Source organism: Arthrobacter sp. S39 (assembly GCF_004320525.1).
GTDB lineage: Bacteria > Actinomycetota > Actinomycetes > Actinomycetales > Micrococcaceae > Arthrobacter.
This window is the reverse complement of the sequence record NZ_SIHX01000010.1, coordinates 58,475-77,577: the sequence shown is the minus strand read 5'-3', so window position 1 is coordinate 77,577 and position 19,103 is coordinate 58,475. Positions and strand designations below refer to the sequence as shown.

14 protein-coding genes are annotated in these 19,103 nt (G+C 62.9%); 2 read left to right on the top strand and 12 right to left on the bottom strand.

Annotated elements, in window-relative coordinates; genetic code table 11:
• Positions 1–12: 12 nt before the first annotated feature.
• Positions 13–1,500, top strand: coding sequence for an NAD-dependent succinate-semialdehyde dehydrogenase (locus EYS21_RS18415; RefSeq protein WP_131134697.1), 1,488 nt, complete (start codon positions 13–15; stop codon positions 1,498–1,500).
• Between the two features lie 561 nt (positions 1,501–2,061).
• Here EYS21_RS18415 and dapA read toward each other — a convergent pair.
• The 10 genes from dapA to EYS21_RS18360 form a co-directional block, all read right to left on the bottom strand.
• Entirely contained in the window at positions 2,062–2,979 is a 918-nt protein-coding gene (dapA, locus tag EYS21_RS18410) for a 4-hydroxy-tetrahydrodipicolinate synthase (protein WP_131134696.1), read from the bottom strand.
• A 48-nt stretch (positions 2,980–3,027) separates the two neighbouring features.
• On the bottom strand, positions 3,028–3,390 hold the full coding sequence (locus EYS21_RS18405; protein WP_165478357.1) for a cupin domain-containing protein: 363 nt from the start codon (positions 3,388–3,390) through the stop codon (positions 3,028–3,030).
• A gap of 62 nt (positions 3,391–3,452) precedes the next feature.
• Positions 3,453–4,790 (bottom strand): MFS transporter, encoded by a 1,338-nt coding sequence (locus tag EYS21_RS18400; RefSeq protein ID WP_131134694.1) that lies wholly within the window; start codon positions 4,788–4,790, stop codon positions 3,453–3,455.
• A 257-nt stretch (positions 4,791–5,047) separates the two neighbouring features.
• Positions 5,048–6,988 carry a BCCT family transporter gene (locus tag EYS21_RS18395; protein WP_131134693.1) on the bottom strand — a complete coding sequence of 647 codons (1,941 nt, stop codon included), beginning with the start codon at positions 6,986–6,988 and terminating at the stop codon, positions 5,048–5,050.
• Between the two features lie 590 nt (positions 6,989–7,578).
• Positions 7,579–9,165: an aldehyde dehydrogenase (NADP(+)) gene (locus EYS21_RS18385; RefSeq protein ID WP_131134691.1), complete on the bottom strand. Its 1,587-nt coding sequence runs from the start codon at positions 9,163–9,165 to the stop codon at positions 7,579–7,581.
• Between the two features lie 85 nt (positions 9,166–9,250).
• Positions 9,251–9,670 carry an ester cyclase gene (locus EYS21_RS18380; protein ID WP_131134690.1) on the bottom strand — a complete coding sequence of 140 codons (420 nt, stop codon included), beginning with the start codon at positions 9,668–9,670 and terminating at the stop codon, positions 9,251–9,253.
• Complete coding sequence (locus tag EYS21_RS18375) at positions 9,667–10,224, bottom strand: flavin reductase family protein (protein ID WP_207307817.1); 558 nt, start codon at positions 10,222–10,224, stop codon at positions 9,667–9,669. The genes EYS21_RS18380 and EYS21_RS18375 overlap by 4 nt, the downstream gene beginning before the upstream one ends.
• Positions 10,225–10,315: 91 nt before the next feature.
• Positions 10,316–10,840 carry a flavin reductase family protein gene (locus EYS21_RS18370; protein WP_131134689.1) on the bottom strand — a complete coding sequence of 175 codons (525 nt, stop codon included), beginning with the start codon at positions 10,838–10,840 and terminating at the stop codon, positions 10,316–10,318.
• Positions 10,837–12,249 carry an NAD(P)/FAD-dependent oxidoreductase gene (locus EYS21_RS18365; protein ID WP_278184755.1) on the bottom strand — a complete coding sequence of 471 codons (1,413 nt, stop codon included), beginning with the start codon at positions 12,247–12,249 and terminating at the stop codon, positions 10,837–10,839. The genes EYS21_RS18370 and EYS21_RS18365 overlap by 4 nt, the downstream gene beginning before the upstream one ends.
• A complete protein-coding gene (locus tag EYS21_RS18360; protein WP_131134687.1) occupies positions 12,183–13,580 on the bottom strand; it encodes an LLM class flavin-dependent oxidoreductase in 1,398 nt (465 codons plus the stop codon). The genes EYS21_RS18365 and EYS21_RS18360 overlap by 67 nt, the downstream gene beginning before the upstream one ends.
• A gap of 953 nt (positions 13,581–14,533) precedes the next feature.
• Here EYS21_RS18360 and EYS21_RS18355 point away from each other — a divergent pair.
• Positions 14,534–15,313 carry an IclR family transcriptional regulator gene (locus tag EYS21_RS18355; protein WP_131134686.1) on the top strand — a complete coding sequence of 260 codons (780 nt, stop codon included), beginning with the start codon at positions 14,534–14,536 and terminating at the stop codon, positions 15,311–15,313.
• Between the two features lie 1,246 nt (positions 15,314–16,559).
• On the opposite strand, the gene istB is transcribed toward EYS21_RS18355, so the two are convergent.
• Positions 16,560–17,318 carry an IS21-like element helper ATPase IstB gene (istB, locus tag EYS21_RS18345; RefSeq protein WP_056630617.1) on the bottom strand — a complete coding sequence of 253 codons (759 nt, stop codon included), beginning with the start codon at positions 17,316–17,318 and terminating at the stop codon, positions 16,560–16,562.
• A complete protein-coding gene (gene istA / locus EYS21_RS18340; protein WP_131134684.1) occupies positions 17,315–18,556 on the bottom strand; it encodes an IS21 family transposase in 1,242 nt (413 codons plus the stop codon). Before istA ends, istB begins: the two co-directional genes overlap by 4 nt.
• Positions 18,557–19,103: the final 547 nt, after the last annotated feature.

Here is a 19,103-nt window from a genome sequence, read left to right as displayed (position 1 = left end):
AAGAGAGAACCGATGAGCCTCACCACCAACGTCGCTGCCCCGCTGATCACGGCGGACGCCGACAGCCTCCGGCATGCGGATGCCGTTATCCAGTCCATCAAACTGCCCGGCCAGGGCATCGCAGTGCAGGACCCCGCCATGGCCGAGACCATCGCCCATGTCCCTGACGCTGATGTCGAGGCGGCACTGGAAGCTGTGGGGAAGGCCGACGCTGCAGGAGCTGCATGGGCAAACAGCTCCCTTCGTCAGCGCGCGGATGTGCTGCACGCTTGGTATGACAAGCTGGTTGCCCACACCGAAGACCTCGCACACCTGATCTCACGCGAAATGGGCAAGCCCCTGGCCGAGGCCCGCGGCGAGGTCAAGTACGGCACCGACTTCGTGCGCTGGTACGCCGAGGAGGCTGTGCGCCCCGCAGGAAACTTCCGGGACACCCCGGACGGCGGCGCGAGCCTGCTGACCCGCCGCTCCCCCGTGGGCCTGGCGGTATTGATCACGCCCTGGAACTTCCCGCTGGCCATGGCCACCCGCAAAATCGCACCGGCGCTGGCGGCAGGATGCCCCGTCGTCATCAAGCCGGCCACGCTTACTCCGCTGACGACGTACTTCGCCGTCCAGCTCGCCATCGAAGCCGGCGTCCCCGAAGAACTGATCCAGGTCATCACCACCTCCAAGTCAGGGGCCTTCAGCGAAGCCGTCCTGCAGGATCCCAGGGTCCGAAAGGTTTCGTTCACCGGCTCAACACCGGCGGGCCGCCAGCTGCTGAAGCTTGCCTCCCGGAACGTGCTCCGCAGCTCCATGGAACTCGGCGGGAACGCACCGCTCATCGTCTTCAACGACGCCGATCTTCAGCGCGCGGTGGACGGAACGTTCGCCGCGAAGCTGCGCAACGGCGGACAGTCCTGCATCGGCGCCAACCGCATCTACGTCCAGGACGGCATCGCCGATGACTTCGTCGCCGCACTCGCCGAACGCTTCGCCCAGGTTCCTGTCGGAAGCGGCCTCGGACAGCACACCGGTCTCGGTGCACTGATCGATGACCGTGCGGTAGCCCAGATGCACGCCTACACCAACAACGCTGTGGCCCTGGGCGCCAGCCTGCTGACCGGCGGCCACGGATACGACTCGGCAGGGAACTTCTTCGCCCCGACCGTCCTGGACCACGTCACCGAAGATTCCGATGTTGCCCAGTCCGAGATTTTCGGTCCCATCGCCGCGATCCAGCGGTTCACCTCAGAAGCCGAAGCGATCACCCGGGCCAACGCGACAGAATTCGGCCTCGCCGGCTACGTCTTCACCGAGAACCTTGACCGCGCACTCAACGTCGCCGACCGCCTCGAGACCGGAATCGTGGGCATCAACCAAGGCGTACCGTCCAACGCCGGCGCCCCTTTCGGAGGCATCAAGCAATCAGGCCTCGGACGCGAAGGAAGCGCCGAAGGCCTCGAAGAATACGAAAACATCCGCTTCTACAACGTCGCCCGCCGCGCCACTTCCTAATATTCCGCTCACATCGTTGAAACGGCGCCAGTATTGGTGCCGCTCTCAGCCATGGGTAGTGACGGGTTGCTGGAACTGAAAGTCCGACGCCGACGCGCAATAAAACCGGCCACCTCCCCAAGGTGCCGAGCAGCGGAAGTCCGGCGCCGCCGTCGTGAGTGCCCGGACGAATGTTCATCTACAAAAGGTTGTAGCCCGGGTATCCCCGGGCCGCGGAGGGTCAATGTCAACACATTAAATGCAAAAACCCCGCTGACCTGCGGAAACACTTTGCCCGAGGTGGGACTCGAACTGCATTCCAGCCCTTGCAACAGTGGGCACCCGAGGAAACATGCGGAATCCTGCCCCGTCCGACCCCACTACGACCGAGTCCGACGACTGAAGTTTGGACATTGTCCACACCCCGAAATTCGCCACTTGAGGACCTTCCAACCACCGACATCAACTTTTCAGCGGCACCGGCCTCATCCTCCAGGGCATCGACAACCGCCCCACCGCCGACATGGATTCCAGCCACGTAATAATGAGCACCTGCCATCGTCAAGCCGGCAGTACCCGGATTCACCGAGCGGTTGCGTCCTGTACGTAGGCTTCCTGCAGTTGGAGCCCATTTATAGTTTCCTGGATGCTGGCAAGGGAAGCAGGCGTGAGGTCTGCAGTGGGGCGGCGGGCCGTGCCGACAGGGAGTCCGAGAATGTCCAATGCGGCTTTGACGGCAGGAACAAACGGTGCTGACAGAATGGCGTCGATCAGCGGGTAGATGCGGTTCCACCCGGCCCGGGCCGTGGCGAAGTCACCGGCAGCGACCGCCCGTTGGACGGCCACTATTTCGCGTGGCACCAGATTGGCTGTCCCGGCCATGACAGCAGGGGCGCCCTCCGTGAGGGCTGCCAGGATCAGGCTGTCCGACCCGATGATGGTGGTGATGTGCTCGCGGTGGCGGTGGATGAGCTGGGTGGCCTGTTCCATGTCGCCGCTGGAGTCTTTGATGTAGCGGATGTTCTCCACTTCGCGGGCCAGCTTGCCCACGATTCCGGCATCGAGGTTGACACCGGTGGCAGAAGGGTAGTTGTACAGCATCACGGGACGTTCCACTGCGTCAGCCACAGCACGGAAGTATCCGATGGTCTCGGACATCGAGAGCGGCTCATAGTAGGGGGCGATCAGCATGAGCACGTCAGCACCACAATTCTGCGCATGCAGGGAGTTCTCGATGGCCTCCGCCGTGCTGGTCGCGCCGGTCTGTGCCACCACCGGCACCCGACCGGCCGTGTGTTCCACGACGGTTTCCACGACCAGGCGCCGTTCATCGGGGCGGAGCGCGGCGAACTCACCGGTGGACCCGCAGGCGACAACACCGTCGACTCCCGCGTCGATGGAACGGTCAACGAGGGCACGAAGACCTGCCTCATCGATCCCGCCGTCAGCAGTGAAGGGGGTTGCCAGTGCGGTGAGCACACCGCTGAGTTGGGAGGACATGGGTTCCTGACTTCTTGCTAGGGGAAAGATTTACTGAGGCGGAAGCGCCTAGGCGGAGATGGTGATGTACTGCTTCTTGAAGTGCTCGTGGATCTCCCAGACGCCGCTCCAGCCGTTCGGGATCAGTACCACGTCGCCGGCCTGGTGGTCCAAGCGTTCGCCGGTGTCCGAGACCAGGGTGGCCTTGCCTTCCAGCACGAGAATGACCTCATTGACGCCGTCGCGGGCAGTTGTGAAGCTCCCTGGTGAGCATTCCCAGAATCCGAGGTCCACGCTGCTGGCCTTGACTGTGAAGGCGTTGTCGGTGGCGTCTTTCGGCTCCGTGCCGTTGATGGCTGTCGGCTTGAGGGCCAGGGCGGGGAAGGACAGGCTGTCCACGGAACGAAGGACTTTTACTTGTGGGTTGGACATGTGTTTCCTTGGGTTGTTCTTTTGACGCAGTACTGTCCGTGTCTGTGATGTTCGGAGCTTCTTCAGTGTGAGTACCCTGCGGCTGCCTCGGTGAGGCTCTTGCCCTTGGTCTCCGGAGCCAGCCATTGGGACAGCACGGCACCGGCCAAGGCGACAGCGGCTGCCATCAGCATGGTGGGGCCCGCCCCGAGGGTTTCCATTGACATCGGCATCAGGAAGATGCCGATGCCCGCCCCGACGCGGCTGACAGCGGCCGCGAACCCGGTTCCGATCCCACGGATCTCGGTGGGGAGGATCTCGCCGGGGTAGACGCCCGTCAGCGTGGTGTACATCGCGTTGAAGAACGAGAAAACCAGGAACAGGATGAGGACGATGGGAGCCGGTGCGCCAGCCCACAATCCGATGACCGCGAGGACGACGGCGCACAGCCACTGCGGCGGAACGCAGAGGATGCGTCGGCCGGCCTTGTCGATCAGCAGGACCGTGATGACGACTCCGGCCAGGGCAACGGCGGAGAGTCCCACGCCCCCGGCGAGCCCACCGGCGAGGCCGTACTGGTTCAGCACGCTGTCGGCGAAAGTGGCGATCGCGAAGTACGGTGTCACTGCGCAGAACCAGAACACCGAGATGAACAGGGTGGAGCGCCAGTGCGCCTTGGAAAACAGCATCCCGAAGCTGCCCTTGCGGACGTCCTCGTGCTGGAGGTCATCGAGCGCGTCGTCGGGCATGTACTTTGCGGCGAGAGCGAGGGCCTCGTCCTTTCGGCCCACACTCCACAGCCAGCGTGGCGACTCCGGCAGGCCGAGCCGGGCGAGGAACAGGACCACGGCGATGAACGTGCTCGTACCCAGGATGAAGTGCCAGCTCAGGCCGGTGTACTCACCGAGCAGGTAACCGATCAGGAACGCGAGCATAAAGCCGGCGTACCAGGCGATCTCCATTGCGCCCATGAGGCGCCCCCGCAGACGGGCGGGAGAGAACTCGGCCATCAGGGGCCAGCCGACCGCGTACTCGGTACCGATCGCGATGCCCATCAGCAGCCGCACCACAAGGAGTAATACCGGGGAGTCGACGAAGAACTGCATTCCTGACGCGATGGCGAACAGGCCGATGTCGAACATAAAAATTGGCTTGCGGCCGAACTTGTCGGCGGCCCAGCCGCCCAGCGGCGAACCGATCAGGATGCCGATCAGCGCGGCCGCGGCAATGAGTCCCTGCCACACCGCATCGAGCTGAAGGTCCTCGGCCATCCTCCCGGACACCGGTCCAATGATGCCCAGGATGTATCCGTCCAGGAACATGCCGCCGATCAGGACGGTGACCATTCTGAACATAAAGCGTCTTTTACTCGCTGTTGAGGCGGTGCTCTGGCGTGCAGCTGAATTACTTGTGTCTGACATTTTTAGCTCCTCCCGGTTGTGGCGGATGAGGTTGGTTTCGCCTTGTTCGCGGCTCTGGGAAGTTGGCGTGGGATCATGCTTTTGACCTCCCGGTCAGTGAAAGCGCTGGGGGGAATGTTGTGGTCTCTTACCTAAGAGTGGTCCCGTCCGGCGGCTGCGACAACGGGAGGTTCAGGAGCCGACGACGGCGGGAGGGTGCCGCCGTCGTCGTGCTTCTGTTTGTTCCGGGACAAGGCAGCCGGCGTCGGTTTCGGGGTTCAGCTTTCCGGATGGGACGGGGTCGACTTTGGACGATGGTTGTTGGAGCTGGGGTAGATGGGTGTTCCTGCGGCTGTGGCGTCTACGGCCTGGAGTTGTCCTGTTGGTGGTGCGGTGCTTTCTTTGGTGGCGAGGATGAATTTTTGGTGGCCGTGTTCGTCGACGGCGGCCCGGACGGTGCGTCGGATGACGGAGTCGGAGAGTTGTTTTCGGAGCCAGATAGGGTCCCGCCGCAGGTCCCGGGTCAGGGCGATGCACAGGACCAGCAGGACGATCACGAACGGTGCCGCGGCGACGATGGTCATGCGTTGGAGTCCGCTGAGTGCTTCGGCGGGTGTGTCTCCGCCGGCCAGCAGCATCACGATCGCGACGGTGCCCATCAGGACACCCCAGAACACGACGACGGGTTTGGAGGGTTTCAGGGTCCCGCGGGAGCTCAGGGAGCCCATCACGATCGAGGCCGAGTCGGCGCCGGTGATGAAGAAGATTCCGGTCAGGACCATGGCCAGGACGGCCAGGCCGATGGTGAGCCACTGCGGTGTCCCGAGGCCGTTGAGCATCGCAAACAGGGCGCCGTCGAAGGAAATACTGGGCGCGCCGTCAACGATGGTCGCGATCCCGTCGGCGGTGTCGGCGGTCGCGTCCGCGGCGCGCTGCTGGTGGATGGCGGTCCCGCCGAAGATGGCGAACCAGAGCAGGGACACGATCGAGGGGACGAACAGGACGCCGGTGACGAACTGGCGGATGGTGCGGCCGCGGCTGATCCGGGCGATGAACATTCCCACAAACGGGGTCCAGGACATCCACCAGACCCAGTAGAACACTGTCCAGCTTGAGAGCCAGGCCCGCATGGTGTCGTCCCCGGTGGCTTCGGTGCGGGCCGCCATTTCGGGCAGCTGCTGGATGTAGGATCCCAGGGCCGAGGGGATCAGGTTCAGGATGAACATGGTCGGGCCCACAACGAACACGATGACGGCCAGGACAACGGCGAGGACCATATTGGTGTTGGACAGGAACTGGATGCCCTTCTCCAACCCCGAGACCGCGGAAGCGACGAAGCAGAACGTGAGGACGGCGATGATGATCACCAGCAGCGGGGTGGCGACTTCACCGACGACCCCGTTGAATTTGAGGCCGCTGCCGATCTGCAGCGCCCCCAGGCCCAGGGATGCGGCCGACCCGAAGAGGGTGGCGAAGATGGCCAGGATGTTGATCACCTTGCCGCCGATCCCGTCGACGGCTTTGCGGCCGAACAGGGAAACGAATGCTTCGGAGAACAGGTTCTTGCGGCCCAGCCGGAAGGTGCTGTAGGCGATCGCGATGCCCACCACGGCGTACATCGCCCACGGGTGCAGGGTCCAGTGGAACACCGACGTGGCCATGGCTGTCTCAACGGCCTCGACGGTCTGCCCATCAACCGTGCTCGGCGGCGGGGAAATGTAGTGATACAGCGGCTCGGCCACGCCATAGAACATCAGCCCGATACCCATCCCGCAGGCGAACATCATGGAAATCCAGGACCCGGTCTTGAACTCCGGTTCCTCGCCATCCTTGCCCAGCGGGATGTTCCCGAACCGGCCAATAGCCAACCACAAAACATACACAACGAACACCGAGGACAGCAGGACAAAAACCCACCCCGAACTACCAAGAACCCAGTTCAACGCCGCCGTCGAGGCCGTCGCCAAGCTCTCCGTGTTCGTGAAACCCCAAACCAGGAACGCAACAACCAGGGCCCCGGTCACCACGAAGATCGTCTTATCCAAACCACCGGCATGAGCGCGGACTGCGCCCCGTCGTTCTGCCACACCGTCCTTCAAGTCCTCAAGGATTTTCGCTTCCTCGGACTCAGTGCGGTGCAAGTGCGCGGTATCATCCACCGGCGGCGCCATTGCCGCCTCATCAGACGACGCATCCGATGCAAGATGTTTAGTGCTCATCAGAGCCTCTTTCAAAAAGGGGATTGTTGGGTTGGTCTTCCAAACCCGGCGGCCCGGTCAAAGACCGGGAGCCTGGGGAAGGATGATTGGTGCAATGAGAGAACAGAAGGCTGCAGGGTGCTGCTTGCTGTTTCGAGGAGTTCGGTCTAGCAGGTTTTCGTCACGATTGGTGACTCGGCGCTGCAGATCATGGTTCTTCCCAGGCCAGCGTCCTGGATGATCCAGAAAACGCTGCGGTCTATGGCGATCATGTCTATCTGTCCCGACAAGACGCTGCCGTCAGGCCGAAGTACTGTCACGGAGTCATGGCGGGAAAGCTTAGACCAGTCGGGCAGGGGGCCAGCGGATCTCCTGGAAATCCTGCGGAGGGGGTGTTTGGTGCGTGCGTACATGTAGGGCTCCATGGTTGCGAGATCAGTGGAGGGTGACGCGGTGTGACTGCATGCGCTCCAGGAGCTGGGGGTACTGCCGTCGTTGGCAGTCCTGACACCATCAAACGCCGGAACATGTGCATGTAGTGGCGTCCGGCCCCGGACGCGTTTCTTGGTTCGTGAGGCTGTCCGGGGCCGGAGTTCTTGGATACGGCAAATTCAGAACTGGTTTAGTTCAGGCTTGCCGTCGACGAGGCGGTTGACCTTCCAGGGGTTCTCATCCTGGAGTGATGTGGGCAGCAGTTCCTGCGGCAGGTTCTGGTACGCGACCGGCCGCAGGAACCGGTTGATCGCGAGGGTTCCGACGGAGGTGGTGCGGGTGTCGGAGGTGGCCGGGAACGGTCCGCCGTGGACCATCGCGTGGCCTACTTCGACGCCGGTGGGCCAGCCGTTGACGATGATGCGGCCCACCTTCTGCTCCAGGGCCGGGACCAGGGGTGCCGCCGACGGATAGTCCTCCGCGGTGAGCTGCAGGGTCCCGGTGAGCTGGCCTTCGAGCCGGTTGGTGGCCTCAATCAGTTCTTCCACGGAGCTGTAGCGGATGACGAGGCTCGCGGCGCCGAAGATTTCCTCGTGGAGCACGTGGTTCTTCACGAAGTCCCTGACCTGGGTGCCGAAGATCGTCGGGGCCGGCGCGTTTTCGGTGGGCCCTGCGGTGCCCTGCCCCACAATGTCGACGCCGGCGGCTGCCCCGAGTGCTTCGGCCCCGGCATGCCAGGACCCGGCGATGCCCTCGGTGAGCATCGTCTGGCCGGCGCAGGCTGAGATGGCGCGGCCGACGGCGGCGGCGAGTTTGTCGCCCAGCTCACCTTCGGGGGCGAACAGCAGGCCCGGGGAGGTGCAGAGCTGGCCTGAGCTGCCGGTGACGGCGGTGACGTACTGCTGTGCCAGGGCGTCGACGTCGCCCTTGAGTGCGCCTTCGAAAACGAAAACCGGGTTCAGCGAGGACATTTCCGCGTAGACGGGGATGGGTTCGGGGCGGGCGGCGGCGGTGCGCATCAGCGCGATGCCGGCGGCCTGGGAGCCTGTAAAGCCGACGGCCTTGATGGCCGGGTCCGCCACGAGGGCCTGGCCGATGCTGGCGCCGGGGCCGTAGATCAGGGAAAACACGCCCGGGTGCAGGCCGAAGTCCTTGACGGCCTTCACTACGGCCTGGCCGACGAGCTCACCCGTGCCGGGGTGGGCATTGTGGGCCTTGAAGACCACCGGGCAGCCGGCGGCGAGGGCCGAGGCTGTGTCCCCTCCCGCCGTCGAGAACGCGAGCGGGAAGTTGCTGGCACCGAAGACCGCGACGGGGCCGAGCGGGATCTGGCGCTGGCGGATGTCGGCCCGGGGCAGTGGGGTGCGGTCCGGGAGGGCCGGGTCGATGCGGACGCCGCGGAAGTCGCCCTGGCGGACCACGGTGGCGAACAGGCGCAGCTGGCCGGTGGTGCGGGCGCGTTCGCCCTGCAGCCGGGCCGCGGGCAGGCCGGTTTCCAGGCCGGCGCGGACGATGAGTTCGTCGCCGATGGCCTCGATGTTGTCAGCGATGGCTTCCAGGAACGCGGCGTGCGTCTCCGGGTCCAGGGTGCTGAAGGACGCGTAGGCGTCCGCGGCGTCGGATGTCGCCGTCGTCAGTTGGGCTTCGGTGATCAGCGTGTAGGCGGGATCGAGCTGCTCGTTGGTGGCAGGGTTGAAACCATAGGTTGTGCCGCCTGTCCCGGCGGCGGTCTCCCCCGCGATGAGGGAGTGTCCATTAATCGTCATTGATTCGTCTCCTGAAGAAGTAAGAGAAGGCGGCCAGCAGATCACGACGCGGCTGCCCTCTCCGGTGGTGGTGGTCGGCTGGCCCTTAGTCGTTGCCGGAGCCCAGATGCCAGATGCCGAGCGCGGAGAGCAGTTCCCGGGGGTCCCACACCACGAATTCCTCGGCGATTTTGTCGTTGTCGAAGCGGAGGAATGATGCACCCGTCACGGTGATGCTCCGTCCGGTGGCGGGCACGTCCATGAACGAGCCCTGATGGGTTCCCTGGCTTTGCCAGTGAATGGCGGCGGTATCGCCATCTTCAACGATGTGCAGGATGTCCGTGCTGAAGTCCGGGAAGGCTTCGTGGGTGTCCTGGATGGTTTGCAGGACGCTGGTGGAGTCCTCGCTGCCTGACTTGGAGCGGCGGAGGTAACCAGGCGCGATAATTTGTTCGAATGCTTTCACGTCCCCGTCGCCCCAGGCACGGTTCCAGGCGTTGAGGATTTCTTCACGGCGGTTGCTCATGATGCGCTCCTGGCTGGCTCGGGTGCCTGGGTGGGGATGTCGATGGGCAGATACTGGCCAAATTTGCCGGCCCGGAAGATCAGGGCGTTGCCGCTGCCTTCCTCCATATTGGTGACGGCGCCGACAACCATGTAGTGGTCACCGACCACCACTTCGGCGGTAACTTTGCAGTCGATGTAGGCGGTGGCTCCGTCCAGGTGCGGGGTGCCGAGCGGACCGTCACTGCAGGGCAGTCCTTCGAACTTCTGCGGCCCTTTACGCGAGAGGGAGCGGCAGATGCTGACCTGGTCATCGGAGAGGATGTTGGCTGTGAAGTTCTGGAGTTTGCGCAGTTTGGGCCAGGTCGACGAGGACTTGTCGACGCAGAACATGACCAGCGGCGGCTCGAGTGAGAGGGACTGGAACGTTCCGACGACCAGTCCAAGCTTTTCGTTGTCATCGTTGATGCCGGTAATGGCCACGACGCCGGTGGGCAGCTTACCCAATACTTGGCGGTAGTAGGCGGGTGTGACGTCCATTGCCGGTGTGGTGGCTTTGGTTGGAGTGATATCCATGTCAATCTTCCTTGATCGATTTCATGAGTAGGGTGGGGCGGGCGGCGCCGTCTGCTTTGGCGGGACAGCGCGCGACGGCGTCGTCCGGCCGCTAGAAGGACGGCCTGGCTGCGCGTTCGCTGAAGCCTCCGAAGCGGCCTCCGTGGAAAATGAGGGGGTTGCCCTCTCCCGGCGTCATCTCCAGCACGCTGGCGATGACGACGACGTGGTCACCGGCTGTGAACTGCTGTTCCACCCGGCAGTCGAGCCAGGCTAGGGAGCCATGAAGGTGCGGGGTGCCCCAGTCCGATTCGGACCAGCCGATCGAGCGGAGCTTGTCCTCGCCTTTGGCGGACAGTGCCCGGCAGATCTGTTGCTGGTCCTCGGCGAGCAGGCTGATGCTGAAGGTGCCGGCGTCGGAAATCTTCGGCCAGCTCGTGGAGGAGTGCATCACGCTGAACGTCACCAGTGCCGGCTCCATGGACAGGGAAGCGAAGGTCCCCACGATCATGCCGTTCTGGACGCCGGTCACAGGTTCTGTGGAGCAAACTGCAGCTACGCCCGTGGGCAGGTGGCGCATGACGGCGCGGTAGCGGTCGGAATCGATGGTCCTGGGGGCAACAGCGGTGGCGGTCATGGCTGGTCCTCCGTCAGTTCTGCGTGGATGTTGCGGCCTGCGCGTAGCCCGCTCTCAATGGCGCCGTCGAAGAAGCCTGCCCAGATGTTGGCGATGTCGCTGCTGGCGAAGTGCAGTGCGCCTTCGCTGGCCTGCTGTGCCGCGTGGTACTTGGTGAGCTGGCCGGGGCGCTGGATCTGCCAGGTTTCCTCCGCGTAGGGATCTTCACCCCACTTGTGTCCTGTGACCTCGAGGACTTCGAGGTCGTCGCGCCAGACCTTGATGGCTTCCTGGACTTGCCCAATGTCGGTGACGTCGATGCGGTCGGCATCGGCTCCGAAACCCACCAGCACGGCGTCGGTGTCGCCGACAAATTCGGTGCGGATCACGGACAGCGGCTTGTCCTGGGCGGAGTAGGCGAAGAACGGTTTGATGGGTCCCTTGACGCGGATCCAGGCCTTGACGCCTTGGGATGCGGTCTTTTCCCGGCTGGGGGCGAGCTTGCCGTCGGAGAGGGCGGGCGAGACGTCGAGTTTGTGCAGGATGTTCTGCGAGAGGGTGATGACCACCCTTTTGGCCTGGATCTCGTGGCCGTCGCCGTAGCTGACGGTTGCTCCCTCACTGTCGTGGCGGACGGCTGTCACGGGGGCGTTGAGGCGGATGTCGGCGCTGGTGTCCCCGGCGATAGCGTTCACCAGGGTGTCGTTGCCGTCCTTGAGCCGGTAGATGGCCGAGGCCTCGTGCATGAGTTGCCAGTGCCCGGATGAGCCGGCGGTCCAGCGGAGGGCGTTGACGTAGGCGCACTGGTTCAGGGGTGCGTTGAAGTGGCCCACCCAGGCCGCTTCGTTGGCGTTGCGTTCGTCCTCGGAGAGGTCCAGTTTGTCGAGCATTTCCTGCAGGTTGTATTGGTCCGCTTCGGCGAGATTTGGGTTGGTCAAGGGTGCGTCCGGGCGGGGCAGCCATTTCGTGGTGTCTTCGAGCAGGCGGGTCATGCCGGGGTCGATCAGCTTCATGAAGTCGTCCAGGTTGCCCCTGCGCACTTCGTTGCCGGCCAGCCAGTAGGTTTCTTCCGAGCGCGGGCCGCGGGAGACTTCCAGGCCGTAGCGGGTGACCTCGGCCCAGACGTGGGGCTGGGTCCAGTGCAGCCAGTTGCCGCCGAGTTCGAGGTTCTGGCCCAGGCGGCGTTCGGTGTACAGGCGGCCGCCAAGACGCTCGCGGGCTTCCAGCACAACCACCTTGTGGCCCCGGTTGCCGAGTTCACGGGCGGTGATGAGGCCGGCGAGACCGGCGCCGATGACGACGATGTCAGTTTGTTCAGTCATTTGAAAATCCTTAGGTGTTGATTCCGTTGTCGCGGGTGCGTTTAGCGGGTGGCGTCGCTCAGGTGCTTGGCGCGCTGTGCCGTAGCGGGGTGACCGTCCAACGTGTATTTCTGTCCGAAGAGCTTCTCGCGCAGGGTCACGGGCTCCTGGTCTTCACTGCGTTCCGCGGCGACTAGGCCTTCGGCGCGGAGCTCGGGAAGGGCGAGCTCGATGAACTCTTCCCAGCCGCCCGGCTTGGTGGTGTAGCTGAGGTTGATGCCATCAATGTCGGCCTCGTCGCGCCAGCGGCGCAGTTCGGTGGCGACGGTTTTTGGTGAGCCGACGATCGTGGCACCGGTGCCACCGACGGCCAGGTACTCGGCAATCTGGCGCGGCGTCCAGTCCCGGTCCGGGTCCGCTTTGGAAAACATGTCCACCATGGACTGCCCCGCTTTCGTCCCAACGGACCGCAATGGGGTATCGAGCTCGTATTCGGACATGTCGATTCCAGTCCAGCCACTGAAGCGGGCCAGGATTCCATCAACGGGTGCGTTGTCCACGGCCTGCTGATACTTGTCCTGGGCTTCCTCATCGGTGGGTGCAACCACCACGGTGAGCAGGATGACAACCTTGACGTCCCGGGGATCGCGGCCGGCGTCGGCCACGGCCTGGCGGAGTTTGGCTACGGTGCGCTTGGCCCCGTTAACTGAAGTGCCTTGGATAAAAACGGCCTCGGCGTGCTTGCCGCCGAACTCCATGCCCCTGGCGGAAGAACCCGCCTGGAACAGCACCGGGGTGCGCTGAGGGGACGGCTCGCAGAGGTGGAATCCTGGGACCGTGAAGTGCTCTCCGGAGTGGTCGATCGGGTGCACCTTGGACGGGTCGATGTAGGTTGCGGATTCGGCGTCGCGGACCACTGCGTCCTCTTCGAAGGAGCTTTCCCAGAGTTTATAGACGACATCCATGTACTCGTCGGCGAGGTCGTAACGCTCTGCGGGGGTGAGCTGCTGCTCCTTGCCGAGGTTGCGGGCGGCGGCCTCCGAGTATGAGGTCACGATGTTCCAGCCGACACGGCCTGACGTGAGGTGGTCAAGCGAACTGAACTTGCGGGCCAGCAGGTAGGGCGGCTCATACGTTGCAGAGACAGTGACGCCGAAGGTGAGGTGTTTTGTTACTGCGGCCATGCCGCTGATCAGCACGGTGGGGTCATTGATCGGGAATTGAGCGGCGTCACGCAGGGCGGCGTCGCCGTTGCCGCGGAAGACGTCATGGTAGCCGAGGTTGTCGGCGAAGAAGATCCCGTCAAACCCGGCGTTTTCGAGCATTTGCGCGATACCGGTCCAGTACCGGAGGTCCGTATAGCGAAAGCCCTGGTCGGCTTCGTTGCGCCACGACCCGGAGGTCAGGTGCGAGGGGGCGAAGACATCGAACGCGAAAAGGCTAAGAGGTTCGTTTTTCATGGCAGTGGTGCTTCCTTGGACTCGTGCCGGATAAAGCGTGATCAACGACTGGTTCGCCCACTTGTTGGGCGCTACGCCCACTTTATGATGTAACCCGCATCACCGTCAAGCGGCAAAATGAGCTTCGGTGAACTAAATAGACGCCTCTTGACAGCCTGGCTATGGCGGGTGTCTCATACTCTTCAGCGGCATGCTCATTTTGTAGGCATGATGCCCATTTAAACGCTCGCGGTGAGCCGTCGACAGTTTTGAGCCTCACGCAGCGGAAGGACGGCCGGCTCTGGCACAGGAAAGGATTGGGATGTCCCACTGGCGGCAGAAGCCTAAGAAACGCAATTCCTCAGTAACGGAGAGACTTGCCGAGCGCGATGCACGCAGGACATCTGCGATCTCGGCAGCGTTAGCAGAACTTAGTGCGGTCTGCGGGAGCAAGCAGGTCGACTACGTTCGGTTAGCTGACCACACCGGTATCGCGGTGAAGTATCTGCAGTGGAGATTCCCCGACGCCGAGAGCCTGCGCCAGGTTCCACACAGTGTTTGAGACCCACAACCCCCTCGTGAACTGTCACATGCAAAGGAGAACCTCCCATGTCTATTGCCCATCGCTGCCTGTCAGCTGGCTCCGTCTTCTTTCGTCGCGCACAGCCGGCAGCCCTCCATCCGGTTGTCGACAACCCCGGTCCAGCCCCAAGTGCGGATGGAAGCGGCCGCCTATCCTCGGCTGCATGGGAAGGCCTCTACCTGGCCACGGAAGAGTCCTCGGAAGGGCCAAGCGGCGGTCAACGTCCCCGCTGAAGACCCGCGGGTACTTGTGACCAATAGCTGGCTTCCTACATAAGATATGGGCAGCAGCGGCGCGATGCCGCGCATAAGATTGAACGCGTGGGCATGCTGACTGCCAGAAGCAAAATATGTGCCCAGCCATCAGGCCATCGTCTATGAGCAGTGGAGTTATGACTGAAGAAGAGCAGGCACCCGAGTCCGTCGACGCAACCAATAAGTCGATTATCAAAGCAGTCGTGCTCCTACGCGAACTCGGTCGACATCCCAGGGGCATCACGGCAACGGAGCTCGCACAGTCTGTAGGAATGAGTCGCCAAACGACATCACGGTTACTTCTCACTCTTGAACAGACCGGGCTTATAGGTCGCAAGGGAACCCTCTACAGCCTCGGATACGAGATCGCCCGACTAGGGCGATTGGCGGACCCCTCTACAGGACTGACAGAGCGCGTCCAGCCCATACTCGATGAAGCAGCCACAGATCTGAACGAGTCTGTCACTTTCGCAATCGTCAACGGAGAGCTTGACTACGACGTAGTTGCCGAAGGATCGAGTTCAAGGCTCCTCAGCGTTCCCCAGCAGTACATCGGCCACAAATACCCTCTTCACGCAAGCGCGTCCGGAAAAATACTGCTCGCCGAAGAAAGCGACGAAAAGATCGAGGAGGCCTTCCCCGAGATCCTCGAAAGCTTCACGCGCTTCACGATCACCAGGCGGAACGACCTCATACGGGAAATCCAAGCGGTGCGAGAACAGGGTTATGCCGTACTGGATAACGAACTGGAAGAGGGACTCTTCACCGTAGGCACCGCAGTCCGCGACGTCCGGGGGCAGCTAACGGGAATCCTCACAGCCAACGGACCCGGCGAACGCCTGAGGACTGGACGGCTGCCGGCAATCGTGGAGCGGTTACGAAGGGCAGCCGATGACATTGCCAAGGCAATGATCTAGCGGGTGCTGATGACGGACTTCCCCAAGCTTGTAGCCGCTCCCGTGAGGGCAGCGCCCCTGGGGGCACTTAGCCGTGCCGAAGCAGATGCGGGGCGTCCGTGGGGATCCCACGGTCATTCGCACCAGCCGTCGTAGTGCAGCGTCCGGGTCAGAGGCGCGGAGTGATGACGACGGAGGCAACGAGAGCAAACGCTCGACACATGCTCGCAGACATATCTTCAAAAATTTCCAACCCGTCACGACACTGCCTGAGCCAGCGCAGGCATCCTCGACGGGCCCATGAAGCGCCTAAGCTCAGATGCGCTCCCCTGCATTGTCGAGGGGTGCAACCTTCAGCCGACGAAATCTCCAAGACCCCATCCAATCGTGCGCAATGGCGACAGCCTCGCCCACCGAGTATCCACTGGGAAACGGTGCTGCAGCAAAGCGACAAACGCGGCTCCAGTGTCAGCTCCGGAGCGGCAAGTTTGAGTGCAGCCGAATTCACCCCAAACAGCGGCCCTATACCGTTGATTCCTCACACGACCCATGCCACACCTAAGTTGGCGTCGTTCATTTTATGAACATCATGTTCATTAATCAGTCCTTTGTTTAATTTTGTCCTTGCTCCGGTCTCAGCGATGTGATCAGGCGCAGACAGTCAAAGGAAAAGTATTTCCGTACCCCATTGGGCTACCGCCAGCACACACACACAGCCGCGGACACGGTGTCTCTTCACCTCCCGTTTCATCGCGGAACGACGGCGCCGGGCAAGTGCAGGGGCGAAGTTGAGGACTGCGAATCCAGCTGTTTTTACTCTTCCGGTCCCGAGACCGGCTAAAGCCACCCGCGTCACCTCAGCGCGAAGCCTGAGGGAGCAGCCCCTGTGGCCGCTCCCCGTTCAGCCTGCTGATCAGTAGCCCCTTCAACGGCTCCTACGACATTTCCATTGAGGGTGTCGTTGTCTCGGGCGAAAACCACCAGTGACGGCCATTCCACGCTTGATTTTCCGTGCGCTCTGCGGAGCTAACCGGAGACATTTATCCCATCGCCGACTCGAATGATTCCAGGAGTGGAGACTCTCGCGTACACGCCAAGGCAGACCCCAGTGCCCAGAACGGATTCTCGTAACCCTTTTTGCTGCTTCATCATTCTCAACAGGGTCAGATTTCTTTCGCCTGTTTCGGGGTCGCGAGTTACTGTGTTAACGCCAACCGAAAATAGGGCCATTAGTGCCAATTGAAAACGGGGCCACGGGGTTGTGGTTCTATTGTGCCGTACTGGCGGCGGGTTGGTGTTTCTTGAGCCGGTAGCTGTTGCCTTTGAGGCTGATGACGTCGGCGTGGTGGACGATCCGGTCGATCATCGCCGAGGCGATGGTCAGGTCTCCGAAGACGTCGCCCCAGCGGGCGAACGGGAGGTTGGACGTCAGGATCATGGAGGCGTGTTCGTAGCGGCTCGAGACGAGCTGGAAGAACAGGTTCGCGGCATCCTGATCGAACGGGATATAGCCCACTTCATCAATTATGAGGAGCCCGTAGCGGCGTAGTTTGACCAGTTCCTGGGCAAGTTTCCCGCGAGAATGTGCTTCCTGCAGGCGGGCAACCCAGCCGGTCGCGGAGTCGAAAAGAACCCGCTGCCCGGCCTTGGCCGCCTTGATGCCGATGCCTACCGCGAGGTGGGTTTTGCCAGTGCCTGGCGGTCCGAGCAGGACCACGTTTTTGGCTTCGGAGAGGAACACGCCGGTGCCCAGGTGCGCGATGAGGTTCCGGTCCGCGGAGGGCTGGTGATCGAAGTTAAACTCCTCCAGATCCTTGTGGGCCGGGAACCTCGCGGCCTTGATCCTGGTGGCAGCTCCGGAGGCTTCGCGTTCGGAGACTTCACGGGAGAGGACCGCGGCCAGGTACTCCTCATGGGACCAGCCGGCGTCCCTGGCCTGGTCCCCAAGCCGGCGGAACCCGTCGCTGATCCGTGGTGCACGCAGGGCCCGGGCGTAGTACTCGATCTGAGACGGTGTTCCGGTCATGAAGCCACCTCCAGAAGAGCCGGCTGCTGGCCCAGATCAATGCCGAAGATCTCGTCGTAGGCGGCCAGATCCCGTACCTCCACGGACTCCAACGGTTCAGGGCGGTGCACTCTTTGGGTTCGGAAGTCCTGGCGCATCACCGCCGCGCGGGCCACGTGGGCGGGATCGGTCACCACGAGGTGCCGGGCCCATGCCCGGACGTGGGTGGCGATGATGACACCCTCGTGTGTCACCCATATGGTGTCCAGGTCGGCGATGACGTCCACGATGCGCCCGATGAATGAAGGGTCCACGGAATAGTCGTTGGAGAACACCCGCACGTAGTAGTCCCGTGGCAGCCGCACCGCGTTGCGGAACACCGCCTCCGGGGTCACCGGCGGCAGCTCCCGCATCCTTTCCCGGTCCAGGACAACCAACTCATCCGGGCGGCCATGGCGGGACCGCGAGTACCGGTGATTGGCCTTGGGCAGCCAGTCGTCCAGCTGGCCGTTGAAATCCGCCGGGGAGCGGAAGTCCCGGCCCGGCATGAATCGTTGCCGGAAGAACCTGTTCATCCGCTCGACCATGCCCTTGGACTCCGGATCCCGCGGCGGAAGCAGCTTGATCTCCAATCCCAGGGAACCGGCGAACGCGGCCACCGGCTCCGTCGGTTTGCGCCGGCCGATGCCGGACTCGTTATCCCACAACAGCCGTGAAGGGACCGCCTGCGCGTCCTGCAGCAGAGTCCACATCCCGCCCAGAAGGTCCGGCGTCGTCCGCGACGGCAGCATCCGTGCCTGGATGAATCCCGAGAACGCCGAGGTCATCACCAGCACCGGCGGCGTATCGGACTGGCCCGCACCGACCGGCAACGGCTCGTGCGGAAACCAGAGATCACACTGGACCTGGAACCCCGGCTCGTGAACCAGGCGGTCCGCCGGGTCCGGCGGCGCGTATTCGGGCCGGATCACGGCGACCTTCGCCCGGAACAACGACGCTGAACCAGACCAGCCCACCCGCTCGGCCAGCGTCGCGGCCGGCATCGTTGGCGTCTTCACCAACAGCTCCCGCACCCTGGGAGCAAACGCATCAAAACTCGACACCCCTGATGCCCGCTGATACTTCGGCGCCCGATCCGACTCCAGCGCCCGATCAACCGTTCCGCGGGAAACACCCACGATCCTGCCGATCTCCCGTTTCGAGTGCTTGCCCGTCGAAAACAGGTGGCGTATCTCCGCCCAATCATCCAAATTGATCACCTTCCATAATGGTCGGTGGCCCTATTTTCAGTTGGCGTTCCTGGCCCTATTTTCGGTTGGCGTTAACAGTTGGATACTGCTTACCCACGCCCTCGACCCCCGAGGCCCAAATGATCAGCGGCGGTAGCGAAAGAAAGTGCGGAAACGCAGGTGCCCGAAGACGCCGGAGTTGCGATCCGAGCCCAGCGCGCTGGAACGTCTCCAGCACGCTGGGAATAACTGTTAAGTCAGGGCTGCCTCGGTGGTGGATGCAGCAACTCCCGGAAATGTGGGGGCGTTTCCCGCGCGCATTCGGGCGAGTCGTAGGCCGAGCACCATGAAGACGACGCCGGCGATACCAAGGCCAACAGCTCCATGCAGGGCGAACGTGTAACTTCTGGACAACAGATCCCCATCCTGAGTTCATCCTTCGTCGCAGACCTACAAGCACCGCTGCCGCGAGTTGGAATAAATGCGGCCAGCTCCGCAGACCAGTGCAAGAGGGTCGGCGGAGCTGGAGCTTTTTGGGGGATGCCTAACCGGTCGCCACTACCTTGTGCGTTCGCGT

Bases quoted from the DNA above. Each gene is read 5' to 3' on its own strand.
- EYS21_RS18415 (WP_131134697.1), top strand. From the start codon at position 13: ATGAGCCTCACCACCAACGTCGCTGCCCCGCTGATCACGGCGGACGCC.
- dapA (WP_131134696.1), bottom strand. From the start codon at position 2,979: ATGTCCTCCCAACTCAGCGGTGTGCTCACCGCACTGGCAACCCCCTTC.
- EYS21_RS18405 (WP_165478357.1), bottom strand. From the start codon at position 3,390: ATGTCCAACCCACAAGTAAAAGTCCTTCGTTCCGTGGACAGCCTGTCC.
- EYS21_RS18400 (WP_131134694.1), bottom strand. From the start codon at position 4,790: ATGTCAGACACAAGTAATTCAGCTGCACGCCAGAGCACCGCCTCAACA.
- EYS21_RS18395 (WP_131134693.1), bottom strand. From the start codon at position 6,988: ATGAGCACTAAACATCTTGCATCGGATGCGTCGTCTGATGAGGCGGCA.
- EYS21_RS18385 (WP_131134691.1), bottom strand. From the start codon at position 9,165: ATGACGATTAATGGACACTCCCTCATCGCGGGGGAGACCGCCGCCGGG.
- EYS21_RS18380 (WP_131134690.1), bottom strand. From the start codon at position 9,670: ATGAGCAACCGCCGTGAAGAAATCCTCAACGCCTGGAACCGTGCCTGG.
- EYS21_RS18375 (WP_207307817.1), bottom strand. From the start codon at position 10,224: ATGGATATCACTCCAACCAAAGCCACCACACCGGCAATGGACGTCACA.
- EYS21_RS18370 (WP_131134689.1), bottom strand. From the start codon at position 10,840: ATGACCGCCACCGCTGTTGCCCCCAGGACCATCGATTCCGACCGCTAC.
- EYS21_RS18360 (WP_131134687.1), bottom strand. From the start codon at position 13,580: ATGAAAAACGAACCTCTTAGCCTTTTCGCGTTCGATGTCTTCGCCCCC.
- EYS21_RS18355 (WP_131134686.1), top strand. From the start codon at position 14,534: ATGACTGAAGAAGAGCAGGCACCCGAGTCCGTCGACGCAACCAATAAG.
- istB (WP_056630617.1), bottom strand. From the start codon at position 17,318: ATGACCGGAACACCGTCTCAGATCGAGTACTACGCCCGGGCCCTGCGT.